Source organism: Streptococcus oralis subsp. oralis (assembly GCF_002096595.1).
Taxonomy (GTDB): domain Bacteria; phylum Bacillota; class Bacilli; order Lactobacillales; family Streptococcaceae; genus Streptococcus; species Streptococcus oralis_D.
In genome coordinates this window covers 12,665-26,591 of sequence record NZ_NCUR01000007.1, presented here as the reverse complement: position 1 = coordinate 26,591, position 13,927 = coordinate 12,665, and the positions used below count along the sequence as shown (strand labels likewise).

General features: G+C 42.6%; 12 protein-coding genes. 7 read left to right on the top strand and 5 right to left on the bottom strand.

Annotation, left to right across the window (positions count from 1 at the left end; translation table 11 throughout):
• Positions 1 to 36 precede the first annotated feature (36 nt).
• Positions 37 to 1,293 carry a tyrosine--tRNA ligase gene (gene tyrS / locus B7714_RS00510; RefSeq protein ID WP_084859251.1) on the bottom strand — a complete coding sequence of 419 codons (1,257 nt, stop codon included), beginning with the start codon at positions 1,291 to 1,293 and terminating at the stop codon, positions 37 to 39.
• Between the two features lie 140 nt (positions 1,294 to 1,433).
• On the opposite strand from tyrS, the gene pbp1b reads away from it, so the two are divergent.
• The 6 genes from pbp1b (at position 1,434) to B7714_RS00480 (ending at position 8,138) form a co-directional block, all read left to right on the top strand.
• Entirely contained in the window at positions 1,434 to 3,953 is a 2,520-nt protein-coding gene (pbp1b, locus tag B7714_RS00505) for a penicillin-binding protein PBP1B (RefSeq protein ID WP_084859248.1), read from the top strand.
• 77 nt (positions 3,954 to 4,030) lie between these two features.
• The gene (locus B7714_RS00500) at positions 4,031 to 4,942 is read left to right on the top strand and encodes a DMT family transporter (RefSeq protein WP_084859245.1); all 912 of its coding nucleotides are present in this window, start codon (positions 4,031 to 4,033) and stop codon (positions 4,940 to 4,942) included.
• Between the two features lie 84 nt (positions 4,943 to 5,026).
• Positions 5,027 to 5,725: a 2,3,4,5-tetrahydropyridine-2,6-dicarboxylate N-acetyltransferase gene (gene dapD, locus B7714_RS00495; protein WP_084859242.1), complete on the top strand. Its 699-nt coding sequence runs from the start codon at positions 5,027 to 5,029 to the stop codon at positions 5,723 to 5,725.
• Positions 5,726 to 5,792: 67 nt separating this feature from the next.
• The gene (locus tag B7714_RS00490) at positions 5,793 to 6,923 is read left to right on the top strand and encodes an N-acetyldiaminopimelate deacetylase (protein WP_084859239.1); all 1,131 of its coding nucleotides are present in this window, start codon (positions 5,793 to 5,795) and stop codon (positions 6,921 to 6,923) included.
• An 11-nt stretch (positions 6,924 to 6,934) separates the two neighbouring features.
• Positions 6,935 to 7,474 (top strand): 5-formyltetrahydrofolate cyclo-ligase, encoded by a 540-nt coding sequence (locus tag B7714_RS00485; protein ID WP_084859237.1) that lies wholly within the window; start codon positions 6,935 to 6,937, stop codon positions 7,472 to 7,474.
• Positions 7,458 to 8,138: a rhomboid family intramembrane serine protease gene (locus tag B7714_RS00480; RefSeq protein ID WP_084859234.1), complete on the top strand. Its 681-nt coding sequence runs from the start codon at positions 7,458 to 7,460 to the stop codon at positions 8,136 to 8,138. The genes B7714_RS00485 and B7714_RS00480 overlap by 17 nt, the downstream gene beginning before the upstream one ends.
• 88 nt (positions 8,139 to 8,226) lie before the next feature.
• On the opposite strand, the gene B7714_RS00475 is transcribed toward B7714_RS00480, so the two are convergent.
• The 4 genes from B7714_RS00475 to B7714_RS00460 form a co-directional block, all read right to left on the bottom strand.
• Positions 8,227 to 9,129: a hypothetical protein gene (locus B7714_RS00475; RefSeq protein WP_084859231.1), complete on the bottom strand. Its 903-nt coding sequence runs from the start codon at positions 9,127 to 9,129 to the stop codon at positions 8,227 to 8,229.
• Between the two features lie 289 nt (positions 9,130 to 9,418).
• Entirely contained in the window at positions 9,419 to 9,706 is a 288-nt protein-coding gene (locus tag B7714_RS00470; protein ID WP_084859229.1) for a hypothetical protein, read from the bottom strand.
• A 370-nt stretch (positions 9,707 to 10,076) separates the two neighbouring features.
• Positions 10,077 to 10,976: a UTP--glucose-1-phosphate uridylyltransferase GalU gene (gene galU, locus B7714_RS00465; protein ID WP_084859226.1), complete on the bottom strand. Its 900-nt coding sequence runs from the start codon at positions 10,974 to 10,976 to the stop codon at positions 10,077 to 10,079.
• 21 nt (positions 10,977 to 10,997) lie between these two features.
• Entirely contained in the window at positions 10,998 to 12,014 is a 1,017-nt protein-coding gene (locus tag B7714_RS00460) for an NAD(P)H-dependent glycerol-3-phosphate dehydrogenase (protein ID WP_084859224.1), read from the bottom strand.
• 206 nt (positions 12,015 to 12,220) lie between these two features.
• On the opposite strand from B7714_RS00460, the gene B7714_RS00455 reads away from it, so the two are divergent.
• Complete coding sequence (locus B7714_RS00455) at positions 12,221 to 13,927, top strand: ABC transporter ATP-binding protein (RefSeq protein ID WP_084859221.1); 1,707 nt, start codon at positions 12,221 to 12,223, stop codon at positions 13,925 to 13,927.

The following is a 13,927-nucleotide window of genomic DNA, read 5'->3' as shown; positions in this document are numbered from 1 at the left end:
GGTAACTCCTTTGTTTATAGGTAAATGTTTAACAATTTAGTAAGTCAATACAAAGTATTTTTTCTTCCCGCGGCGGATAACAGTGAGTTCGTTTTCGAGCTTGTCTGCGTCGCTCAAGACATAGTCAAGGTCTTGGATGCGGTCGCCGTTGACGTAGATAGCTCCGTTTTGAACATCTTCACGGGCTTGGCGTTTTGAATTGACCACGCCAGAAGATACAAGGAGTTCCACGATATTGTGATTTTCGTCTGCTTGTACTTGGTAGTTTGGTACTCCACGGAGTCCTTGTTTGAGTTCTTTGACAGAAAGGTTTTTGATGTTCCCAGCAAAGAGTTGCTCGGTGATGTTAAGAGCTTCTTTGTAAGCTTCTTCTCCGTGGACAAGAGTCACCACTTCACGAGCGAGGACTTTTTGAGCCAAGCGTTCGTGTGGAGCTGCTTCAAACTGTTTGCGGATGTCTTCAATCTCATCAAGTGTCAAGAAAGTAAAGATCTTCAAGAAACGAACAGCGTCGGCATCCATGACGTTCATCCAGAATTGGTACATTTCGTATGGAGAAGTCTTTTCAGGGTTGAGCCAGACTGCGTTTCCTTCAGATTTACCAAATTTCTTACCAGTCGCATCAGTGATAAGGGGAACAGTGATCACGTGGCCTGTCTTGTCAGCCTTGCGACGAAGCAATTCGGTACCAGCTGTCATATTTCCCCATTGGTCAGAACCACCGATTTGGAGGGATACATTGTGCTCTTGGTTAAGGACGTAGAAGTCGTACCCTTGCATGATTTGGTAGGCAAACTCAGTGTAAGAGATCCCTGTTTCGATCCGTTTCTTCACAGACTCCTTGCTCATCATGTAGTTGACAGTGAAGTATTTCCCGATATCACGGAGGAAGTCAATGAAGCTGATGCTGCCAAACCAGTCGTAGTTGTTGACCATGACAGCTTTATTTTCACCATTTTCAAAGTCAAGAAAACGAGAAAGTTGTCCTTGGATAGACTTGACCCAGCCCTCTACTGTGTCTTTTGTTTGGAGACTACGCTCAGCATCTTTGAAGGACGGATCTCCGATGAGACCTGTAGCACCGCCAACGAGCGCATAAGGTTTGTGACCTGCTAATTGCAAACGACGACTTGTCAAGATTGCGACAAGGTGACCGAGGTGAAGGCTGTCAGCAGTTGGATCGTAGCCAGTATAATAAGAAACTTGACCTTCTTCTAGGGCTTTACGCAAAGCTTCTTCATCAGTCGTCTGAAAAATCAAACCACGCTCTTTTAGCTCATCAAAAATGTGCATGTGTCTTTTCTCCTTTATAAAATATTGTTTCTACCTATTGTATCACAAACTTGGTCAATAGCCTAGTGGAATAGGGAAGAAAGTGGCTATTTTATTGAAAGTTTCCCTTTTATGGTATAATAGAGAAAGCGAGGACATTCATGAAAGAAAGAATTAATGAATTAAAAACAAAAATGCTGCATTTTTTCCAGCAGCTAATGCAACGAATTGCAAAATGGAAGAAAAGACTAGCAGAAAAACTAGCTAATAAGAAAACCAGTAAAAAGGGGATCTCTTCTGATAAAGTTAGAAAGGCTGGGTCTATTTTTGCTAAGGTTTTGAGTGGGTTTAAAATAGTCTTTAATACTCTCTTTATCTTAGGCTTTATCGGTGGACTGTTTGGCGCTGGTGTGGCTATGGGTTATGGAGTCGCTCTATTTGACAAGGCTCAGGTGCCTCAAGCAGAAGAGTTGGTCAAGCAAGTGAAGGATATTGCCTCTATTTCAGAAATCACTTATTCTGACGGCAGTACCATTGCCTCGATCGAGGGTGATTTATTGCGCACTTCAGTCGCTTCAGATGCTATCTCAGATAACCTTAAGAAAGCTATTGTTGCGACAGAGGACGAGCATTTCAATGAGCACAAGGGAGTTGTGCCTAAGGCCGTTATTCGTGCGACCTTGGGAACCTTTGTCGGTCTAGGCTCGTCTAGTGGTGGTTCGACCTTGACCCAGCAGGTCATCAAGCAGCAAGTGGTGGGGGATGCTCCAACTCTAGCTCGTAAGGCTAAAGAGATTATTGATGCTCTAGCTTTAGAACGGGCCATGGGTAAGGATGAGATTTTGACAACCTACCTTAACATTGCTCCTTTTGGTCGCAATCATAAAGGTCAAAATATTGCAGGTGCCCAGCAGGCTGCAGAAGGAATCTTTGGAGTCAATGCTTCGGATTTAACGGTCCCTCAAGCTGCCTTTATCGCAGGATTGCCACAGAGTCCAATCAGTTATTCTCCTTATGAATCTGATGGTAGTATGAAGAGTGATGAGGACATGGCTTTGGGAATCAAGCGTGCCAAGGATGTCCTCTACAACATGTACCGGACAGGAGCTCTAAGTCAGGAAGACTACGATAAGTACAAAGATTATGACTTTAAGAAAGACTTCCTACCATCAGGTAGTGTTAGTGGTACTTCGCGTGACTATCTCTACTATGCAACCTTGGCAGAAGCTACTGACCGCATGTACGACTACCTTGTCCAACGAGATAATGTCTCTGCGCAAGAGTTAAAGAATGAGTCCATTCAGAAATCCTATCGTGATCTAGCCGCCAAGGAAATTGAAAATGGTGGATATAAGATTACGACAACTATCAATAAAAATGTTCATGCTGCGATGCAAAATGCGGTTGCGACCTACGGTTATCTGCTAGATGATTCGACAGGCCAGCCTGAGGTGGGGAATGTCCTCATGGACAACCAAACGGGAGCTATCCTTGGATTTGTTGGTGGCCGTAATTATCAAGAAAATCAGAACAATCACGCTATCGATACCAAGCGTTCTCCAGCTTCAACCACAAAACCTATATTGGCCTATGGTATCGCTATTGACCAAGGTTTGATGGGAAGTGCAAGTATCTTATCAAACTATCCTACCAACTTCTCAAACGGGAACCCCATCATGTATGTCAATAGTCCTGGTACGGGAATGATGACATTGGGAGAAGCCCTTAACTACTCATGGAATATCCCGGCCTACTGGACGTATCGTACGCTTCGAGAGAAGGGTGTTGATGTCAAAGGCTATATGGAAAAAATGGGTTACGAAATCCCAGAATATGGGATTGAAAGTTTACCGATGGGTGGAGGGATTGACGTTACAGTTGCCCAGCATACCAACGGGTATCAAACTCTGGCCAACAATGGAGTTTACCATAAGAAACATATGATTGCGAAGATCGAGTCAACGGATGGCCGACTGGTATACGAGCACAAGGATGAGCCTGTCCAAGTTTATTCAAAAGCGACAGCAACCATTATGCAAAGTCTCCTTCGGGATGTTATCTCGTCTCGGATTACTTCAAGTTTCCAGACGGATTTGACGACTATCAATCCATCCCTAGCTCGTGCTGACTGGATCGGAAAAACTGGTACGACCAATGAAGATGAAAATATGTGGCTCATGCTTTCTACACCTCGCTTGACTTTGGGTGGCTGGTTAGGTCACGATGATAACCGACCACTAGCCAAAGGAGCAGGCCACTATCGTAATGCCAACTATATGGCCCACTTGGTCAATGCTATCCAACAAGCTGAACCTGGAATATGGGGGAATGAGCGCTTTAATCTGGATCCAAGTGTGACCAAGTCACAAGTTCTCCGATCTACAGGACAAAAACCAGGCAAGGTTTCCATCAATGGAAAAGAAATAGAAGTTTCTGGATCAACAGTAACGAGCTACTGGGCTACTAAAGAAGGTGCCCCAGTGACCACCTATCGCTTTGCTATTGGAGGAAGCGATGCAGATTATCTGAACGCATGGAAGAATATTCTAGGAAGCATTCCGGCAGTGACTCCTCCAAGCTCAAACAGTAGCTCAAGTTCAAGCAGTAGCTCTGGAAGTTCAAGTTCGAGTGGAAATACTCAAAGTGGTTCTTCAGGACGTTCACGTCTATTTAATCGTTAAGAAAGAGTAGTAGCAAGGTTAGTAATTTCTCCTTGTTGCTACTTTTTTCTTTGTTGGTTTCGTGTTACAATAATAATATGAATCATTATCAGAAAAAGATTGTTAAGGGGACAGTATACTCGCTACTTTCAGGCCTAATCTGGGGCATTTGTGGGATTTTAGGAGAGTATTTTTTCACTCATTATCCAGTGTCTTCTGGATGGATTACTTCTATGCGTTTACTAGTGGCAGGGAGTTTGGTTTTAGGTCTATCTGCCTTTCAGTTGCGTAGCCACTTGTTGGACATCTGGCGTGATAAGAAAAATTATCTACCCTTTTTAGCCTATGCTATTCTAGGTATTTTTTCTGTGCAATTTTTCTTTTATCTCTGCGTTGAGTATTCCAATGCGACGACGGCGACCATTTTGCAATTTATCAGCCCTGTTTTTATCCTGTTTTACAATCGAATCATTTACCAGAAGAAGGCTTCAATTACAGCTGTGTTCTATGTTTTGATTGCCATGCTAGGTGTTTTTTTGATGGCTACAAAAGGGGATTTGTCCCAGTTATCCATGACACCTTTGGCTCTAGTAACAGGTTTGCTCAGTGCAGTAGGGGTCATGTTTAATGTTATCCTTCCTCAGCGTTTTGCACGGCGCTACGGATTTGTTCCGACTGTTGGTTGGGGGATGATTTTGGCAGGACTCTTTAGTAATTTCCTATACCCTATTTATCAGATAAGTTTTCAAGTGGATTTGGTAAGTGTGCTGATTTGTCTGACGATTGCCGTGTTTGGCACCGCTTTTGCCTTCTTCCTATCTATGAAGGCTGTGTCACTCGTTTCCCCGCTGGTTGTATCGGTGGTGAGTGCTAGCGAACCTCTTTCTTCAGCTTTATTAAGTGTTCTTTTTCTGGGATTGGTCATGGATGGTTTTTTGGCCTTGGCTATGGTGTTGATTATCGTTCCGATGATTTTCTTATCTGTAGAAGAAGCAAAACAAGCCCAGTAAAGATGCTTATTTGATAGTTGAGGCTTCAAATTTGAAGCCTTTTTTGGTAGAATAGGTATCATTATAACGAACCAGGAGGCGTCTATGACTGCTACAAAAATGAACGCTCAAGAAATTATCCAATTTATCGCCAATGCGGAAAAGAAAACCAGTGTTAAAGTAACCTTTGAAGGACAACTCGCATCTGCTGTGCCTAGCTCTGTTGTCAAACTAGGAAATGTTTTATTCGGAGACTGGAAGGATGTCGCTCCGCTTCTTGAAGGTTTAGTAGAAAATCAAGACTATGTTGTTGAGCAAGATGCTCGTAATTCTGCAGTTCCTTTACTAGATAAACGTGATATCAATGCTCGTATTGAGCCAGGTGCGATTATCCGTGACCAGGTAGAAATTGGTGACAATGCTGTTATCATGATGGGAGCTGTTATCAATATCGGTGCTGAAATCGGTGCAGGAACCATGATTGACATGGGTGCCATCCTTGGAGGTCGTGCTATCGTTGGGAAAAACAGTCACGTTGGTGCAGGTGCAGTTTTGGCAGGTGTGATTGAGCCAGCTAGTGCTGAACCAGTCCGTGTTGGAGACAATGTTCTTATCGGTGCCAATGCAGTGGTGATCGAAGGAGTTCAAATCGGCAGTGGTTCAGTTGTTGCAGCAGGAGCTATTGTTACCCAAGATGTCCCAGAAAATGTAGTGGTAGCAGGCGTTCCGGCTCGTATCATCAAAGAAATTGATGCCCAAACCCAACAAAAAACAGCGCTTGAGGATGCGCTTCGTACCTTGTAATTGTAAAAGTAAAAAAGAGGCGGAACCCTTTTTCCAGCCTCTTTCTGCTATATAGGAGGATAGATAGATGTTAGATTTGATTCAGACTCGACGAGATTTGCACCAGATTCCAGAGATTGGCTTGGAGGAGTTCAAGACACAGGCTTATTTGTTGGCTGTGATTGAGAAATTGACTTCGGGTAAGGACTTTGTTCAAGTTCGTACGTGGCGGACAGGGATTTTGGTCTATTTGCAGGGAAGCCAGCCGAAGCGGACCATTGGTTGGCGGACAGATATTGATGGCCTGCCTATTGTCGAACAAACGGGACTGCCTTTCGCTTCTCGGCACCAAGGTCGCATGCATGCTTGTGGCCATGATTTTCATATGACTATTGCCTTAGGCTGTCTCGAACGCGCCCTTGAGGAGCAACCCAAGAATAATTTGCTCTTCCTATTTCAGCCTGCTGAAGAAAATGAAGCTGGTGGGATGCTCATGTATGAGGCTGGTGCTTTTGGGGACTGGCTGCCAGACCAGTTTTATGGCCTCCATGTCCGTCCGGATCTGAAGGTTGGACAGATTGCTACCAATACCCATACGCTCTTTGCAGGGACTTGTGAGGTGAAGATTCGTTTCAAAGGAAAAGGTGGACACGCAGCCTTCCCGCATGAAGCCAATGACGCCTTAGTGGCCGCTAGTTACTTTGTAACCCAGGTGCAGTCAGTTGTTAGTCGCAATGTTAATCCCATCGAGGGAGCGGTGGTGACCTTTGGCCTTTTCCAAGCTGGAACAACCAACAATGTCATTACAGACACAGCCTTTTTACACGGAACCATTCGCGCCTTGACTCAGGACATGAGTCTCTTGGTACAAAAAAGAGTCAAGACAGTTGCAGAAGGGGTTGCGGCAGCCTTTGATATGGAAGTCGAAGTAGAACTCAAGCAAGGGGGCTACCTACCTGTTGAGAACAATCCAGCCTTGGCGCGTGAACTGATGGACTTTTTTGAAGAGAAAGACGGGATTGAGTTGATTGATATCGAGCCTGCTATGACGGGTGAGGACTTTGGTTATCTCCTTTCGAAGGTAGATGGCGTTATGTTCTGGCTAGGTATCGATAGTCCCTACGCCCTTCATCACCCTCAGATGAGCCCTAAGGAAGAAGCCTTAGCCATTGGGGTAGATGCGGTCTCTAGTTTCTTGAAAAAGAAGGCAGCAGAGTAGAGGAATTGTCTATGAAAGCAGAACTACGCAAGAAAATTTTGCAAGAAATGAAGTCTCTATCTCAGGAGCAAAAACAGGCTATGGATCGAGTTTTAACTGAGCGTTTCTTACAACATCCCTTTTACCAAGAAGCCAAGACCATCGCAACCTATCTCTCCTTCCCTCATGAATTTCAAACGCAGGGACTGATTGACCAGGCGCGGAAGGCCGGCAAAAAGGTTCTGATACCCAAAACCTATCCCAAGGGACGGATGGAGTTTGTGGTCTATCATCCGCAGCAGTTGGTAAAAACTTCCTTTGGTTTACTGGAACCGCAAGGAGACTTGGAAGTGGTGGAACCGTCTCAGATTGATTTGATTCATGTTCCAGGGCTAGCTTTTACGACAGAAGGCTATCGAATCGGATATGGTGGAGGATACTATGACCGCTATCTAGAACATTTTGCTGGGCATACCATGAGTACAATCTATCCTTGTCAAGTTCAGGAGTTTAACTCGGAAAACCATGATATTCCCGTCCAGGAGGTGCTAATAGATGAAGGAAATCTTTGATAAACGTTATCCTGTGACTAGCTTCTTCCTCCTAGTAACAGCATTGGTATTTCTCTTGATGTTGGTTCTTACAGGTTTAAATTTTGAACGAGCAGATACCCTGCTTCAGTTTGGAGCCATGTATGGACCGATCATTCGCCTGTTCCCTGAGCAGATATGGCGCCTTTTTTCGGCTATATTTGTGCATATTGGATGGGAGCATTTCATTGTCAATATGATTTCGCTCTACTTTCTTGGACGACAGGTGGAGGAGATTTTCGGTTCTAAGCAGTTCTTCTTTCTCTATCTCTTATCTGGAATGATGGGTAATCTCTTTGTGTTTGCTTTCACACCGAAAGTTGTCGCTGCTGGGGCATCCACTTCCCTATACGGGCTATTTGCTGCGATTATCGTCTTGCGTTACGCAACTCGCAACCCCTATATTCAGCAGTTGGGGCAATCCTACCTGACGCTTTTCGTGATAAATATCATTGGAAGTGTTCTAATTCCAGGAATCAGCCTAGCTGGGCATATTGGTGGGGCAGTAGGCGGTGCCTTTCTAGCAGTCATCTTCCCAGTCAAATGGGAGAGAAGGATGTACAGTACTAGCCAGCGAATCGGAGCAACGGTACTTTTTATTGCACTAGCTGTTTTCCTTTGCTATAAGGGAATGACCTATGTGTAGGGGGGAATAGCTAAAAAGTTACTCAAAGAATGAGTAGCTTTTAATGTGTTTTGGAACCATTCGAAACAACACAGCTCTAAAATAGTTATTAACGTTGTCTAAAATCAGCAATTCCTCCACCGTAGTTTCCAAGGTGGTTTCCATTGTCGTCACGAACATCACCATTACTGTGATTTGCTTGATAACTGCCTGAATGTCCAAAAGCATCGGTTCCCGTATATCTTGTATAGCCATCATTTCCTCCGCCGCTATTGCTGTTGCCAGATGAATATTGTTCGGCAGCTGGGGCTTCATAATTACTTCCGCCACCATTTGATCCAGAATCAGAAGATGAGTTAGAACTTGAACTGCTTGAACTACTTGATCCACCAGAAGATTCTTGTGATTTAGCTTCTGATTGTTTCTTCTCTTCTTCTTTAGCTTTTTCAGCTGCTTTTTGTTCTTCTTCTTTCTTCAAAACTTCGATTTGCTTATTGAATTTATCTACAATATCAGTAAGAGATTTTGTAGTTTCTTCAAGATTATCTTGTTTGAATGTTTCATCAACTTTCTTGATAAAATCAATTTGTTTATTGATTTCTTTTACATTATTTTCTAAGGTTGTTTTATCTTTAAATTTGTCATCTGAATCTTTGATGTCATAAGCCAAACCTTTTTGCAAATGAAAATCTACAATGGCTTTAGATGATTCTTTGACTTTATTATTAAGATAGTCTTTACCTGTATCGGTTTTAAGTGAAGTTTCAGATAATTCTTTCAACTTAGAAATAGATTCATCTGAAGATGCATCAAATGATTCAAATAGTTTATCAACTTGTTCTTTGTCTGATTTGCTATCTTTTTCTAATTGTACAATTTTTGCTTGTTGCTCTGCTTGATGTTGGTAATATGAATACCATCCAAACCCTAATACCAATACAACACCAACTGCAACTGATGAAATGATTACTTTTTTATTGTTTTTGATAAATTCCACAAATTTGTTCTCCATAATCTTTTACTTTGATAGTGTCCGCAATTACTTTAAAATTAAAATTACACCTATCTTTCTCCCTTATTATATTCTTATTAATAGCTTCCACAAAACTAAACAACTTATATTCGACTCGGTTGATTTAATTTAACCATGACTACTCCAACAGTTAAGTCAAATTTAAAATTATTTATTATTTTGGAACCATTCGAAACAACATAGCTCTATAACTAGGAAATATTGATACTATCAACTCCGCCCATCCTACATAGACAGTTTACCTAATGTTTTTTAATATTCTTCAAAACTATATCTTATACAAATTATTTAATCTTTCTAACTCTAATACATTCATACATACTTCTACTCCAGTAACTACCCCCTTGCTATGAATAAATCCACAAGAAAACACAATCCTCTCCTTACTCAAAATATTTGACAATATTACTAATGCTTCTAAAACATAATCCTCTATGGTAATAAAACTATTGTTTTCATCTTTAAAAAACTTTATAAATCCAATATCCTTACACCTATCACCAAAATAAAACCTAAGTGATTTTAAATAATAATCAAAAAACACATCAATCTCCATAGAACCCCCTTCATTTTTAAAATATTCTGTTATATCAGACAAAAAAGTTTTGGAACCATTCGAAACAACACAGCCAAAAGATTTTTCTTTTGAGTTAAAATATGGTTATCCATAATCAGTAATACTCACCGATTCGGTGCTTTTTATTTTATTATACTAATTCATTGTACTCCTATTTTTATAAAAAAACAAATAATATCGTAACGCTTTCATGAAGTTTGAGACCATTTCAATGGAGTTTATAAGTAAGTGAACTGAGAAATACAGATTCCTTTTTAAGTAGATGTTCTAAAGAATAGCAATATAAAATAAAAAGAACTAGGATAACTAACTATCCTAGCTCTTTTTTTATTTTATATGGAATTTTCTTCTATTCCTCCCCAGCCAGCTCTTTTCCGAGTTGGATGAGGTAGTCTTTCAACTCGTCTTTGACTTGAGGATGTCTTAGTGCGTAATCAATAGATGTTTTCATAAAGCCAAACTTGTCTCCAACATCGTAACGAGCACCCTTGAATTCACGAGCGAAAACACGTTGTGTTTTGTTAAGGGTGTCGATTGCATCGGTCAGCTGAATTTCATTTCCTGCACCTGGTTTTTGGTGTTCCAAGATTTGGAAAATTTCAGGTGTGAGGAGGTAGCGGCCAATAATAGCAAGGTCGCTAGGAGCATCCTCTGGAGCTGGTTTTTCAACAAAGGTTTCAACACTGTAAAGGCCGTCTTTTCCTTCGCCTTGCGGAGCAATAACCCCGTAAGCAGAGACTTCGTCGTGGGGGACTGGCATAACAGCGATAGTAGACGCGTGGGTACGCTCGTAGTCATCCATGAGTTGTTTGGTAAGTGGAACAGCCTTTTCGTCTGTGATATCCATCAAGTCATCACCAAGCATAACGACAAAAGGTTCATTTCCGACGAAAGCCTTGGCTTGCAAAACAGCATCTCCGAGACCGCGTGGATGAGTTTGGCGGATAAAATGCAGGCGCATGCCAGTTGTTTCATCAACTAGCTTCAAAAGATCTGTTTTCCCTTTTTCTTTGAGGTTGTATTCCAATTCGAAGTTTGAATCGAAGTGGTCCTCGATGGAACGTTTTGACTTACCTGTAACAACCAAGATATCTTCGATACCAGATTTGAGAGCTTCTTCAACGATAAACTGGATAGTAGGTTTGTCTACGATTGGCAACATTTCCTTGGCCAAGGCCTTAGTTGCTGGGAGGAAGCGAGTTCCCAATCCAGCGGCTGGGATGACTGCTTTTCTGACTTTTTGTTTCATAATGTTCCTTTCTATAAGGGTCTAAGACCATTCGTTTTCTGCTTTAAATTCATTGTTCATGATGTCAGTGATTGCTTCTTTGATATTGACACCTTCGTAGATGACTCGGTAAATAGCTTGTGTGATTGGCATGTAGACACCCAATTCCTGAGCCAGCTCGTAAGCTGCTCGCGTTGTTGAAATGCCTTCGATGACCATACCCATGTTTGTTTCGATGTCTGCGAGGGATTCTCCACGACCGAGAGCATCACCGGCCCTCCAGTTACGAGAGTGGACAGATGTCCCCGTTACAATCAAGTCACCAACTCCAGAAAGACCGCTATAAGTCAGAGGGTTAGCTCCAAGAGCGACCCCTAGACGGGTGATTTCAGCCAAGCCACGGGCAATGATAGCCGCCTTGGCATTGTCGCCAAATCCTAGGCCATGTAATGCTCCTGCACCAACTGCAATGATGTTTTTAAGAGCACCAGCGGTTTCAACCCCGATAACATCCGTATTGGTATAGAGACGGAAGTAGTGATTGCTAAAGAGATTTTGGACGTACTGGGCAGTTTCAAGATCTTTGGAGGCTGCCGTAATCAAGGTGATATCGCGTACAATGGTTTCCTCAGCGTGGCTAGGTCCTGAAACAACAACGACTTCACTACGGAGATCGACTGGAATTTCCTCTTCAAGAATGGTTGAGAGGCGTTTGTGGCTATCTGGTTCCAATCCTTTGGAGGCATGCATGATGACAACCTTGTGATCAAGCACCTTTGCTACTTGTTGGGCAACCAGTCTCGTTACTTTTGTTGGGACTACAAATAAAACAGCATCCACATCCTTTAGTGTTTCTTCTAAGTCATGATAGGCTTTAATTTTTTCGTCGAGTAGGATATCTTTGAAGTAGCGTTTGTTTGTATGTTGGTTATTGATTTCATCAATTTGGTCAGAAATATTTCCCCAAATTCGAACCTCGTGTCCATTGTCGTTTAGGACCTGCGAAAGGGCAGTTCCCCAAGAACCAGGACCCAAGACAGCGATGGTTTGTTTCTTCATCTTTTCCTCCTTGTAAGAGTTCTTCCTTTCATTTTACCATAAAAAGCCTTTTCATGCATCACCTGTAGATGAAAGCGTACTAATTTATAATAAGGAGACTTCTTTGACAAGATGTCTCTTTTTTGCTAGAATAGCATCAATATGAAGGAATGAGAAGGAGCTGACGCAGGATGTCGCTCCCTTTATCTATTTTATTAGGAGGAAATATGCTCATTAAAAAAATAAAAACCTATAAATGGCAGGCCTTGGCATCCTTAATGATGACAGGCTTGATGGTTGCGAGCTCGCTCTTGCAACCGCGCTATTTGCAAGAGGTGTTAGAGGCTTTGTTGGCCGGTCAACATGAGGCTATTTATAGTATTGGCGCTTGGTTGATAGGGGTAGCCCTAGTTGGTCTGGTTGCAGGTGGGGTCAATGTAACGCTTGCAGCCTATATTGCTCAAGGAGTGTCTTCGGACCTTCGTGAAGACGCTTTTCGCAAGATCCAGACTTTTTCTTATGCCAATATTGAGCAATTCAATGCCGGAAACCTTGTCGTTCGTATGACCAATGATATCAACCAGATTCAGAACGTGGTGATGATGGCTTTTCAAATTCTTTTCCGTCTCCCTCTTCTCTTTATCGGTTCCTTTATCTTGGCGGTTCACACTCTTCCGTCACTTTGGTGGGTGATTGTCCTCATGGTGCTCCTAATCTTTGCACTAACTGCCATCATGATGGGAATGATGGGACCACGGTTTGCTAAGTTTCAAACCCTTCTTGAACGGATCAATGCTATCGCCAAAGAAAATCTACGTGGTGTGCGCGTGGTCAAATCCTTTGTACAGGAAAAAGCACAATTTGACAAATTTACCGAGGTTTCTGATGAACTTCTCGGCCAAAATCTTTATATCGGTTATGCCTTCTCAGTTATAGAACCCGTTATGATGCTAGTCGGCTATGGAGCGGTCTTCCTCTCTATCTGGTTGGTGGCTGGAATGGCTCAGTCAGATCCGTCTGTAGTGGGCTCGATTGCTTCCTTTATCAACTATCTCAGCCAGATTATCTTTACCATCATCATGGTTGGATTTTTAGGAAATTCTGTCAGTCGTGCCATGATTTCCTTGCGTCGTATCCGCGAAATTCTAGATACCGAGCCAGCGATGACCTTTAAAGATCTCCCAGATGAAGAGTTAGAAGGAAGTCTCTCTTTTGAAAATGTAACCTTCACCTATCCTAATGACGATGAGCCTATGCTGAAGAATGTGACCTTTGATATTACGCCTGGTCAGATGGTCGGTGTGGTTGGGGCGACTGGAGCAGGGAAGTCCACCCTAGCTCAGTTAATTCCACGACTTTTTGATCCACAGGAGGGGTCTATCAAGATTGGTGGCAAGGATATTCGAGACGTCAGCGAGGGAACCTTGCGTAAAACAGTTTCCATCGTCTTGCAACGTGCTATTCTCTTTAGTGGGACCATTGCAGATAATCTTCGTCAAGGAAAAGGTAATGCCAGCGTGTCAGAAATGGAACGTGCTGCACGGATTGCCCAAGCCAGTGAATTTATCGGACGCATGGAAAACAAATTTGAGAGTCAGGTCGAAGAACGAGGCACCAACTTTTCTGGTGGACAAAAGCAACGGATGTCCATTGCTCGTGGGATTGTCAGCAATCCCCGCATCTTGATTTTTGACGATTCGACTTCGGCCTTGGATGCCAAGTCAGAAAGACTCGTACAGGAAGCTTTGAACAAAGACCTGAAAGGGACGACAACCATTATCATCGCTCAAAAGATTAGTTCGGTCGTCCATGCAGACAAGATTTTGGTTTTGGATCAAGGGCGTTTGATTGGAGAAGGACGGCATGCAGACTTGGTAGCTAACAATGCCGTCTACCGCGAAATCTACGAAACACAAAAGGGAAAGGAGGAATAA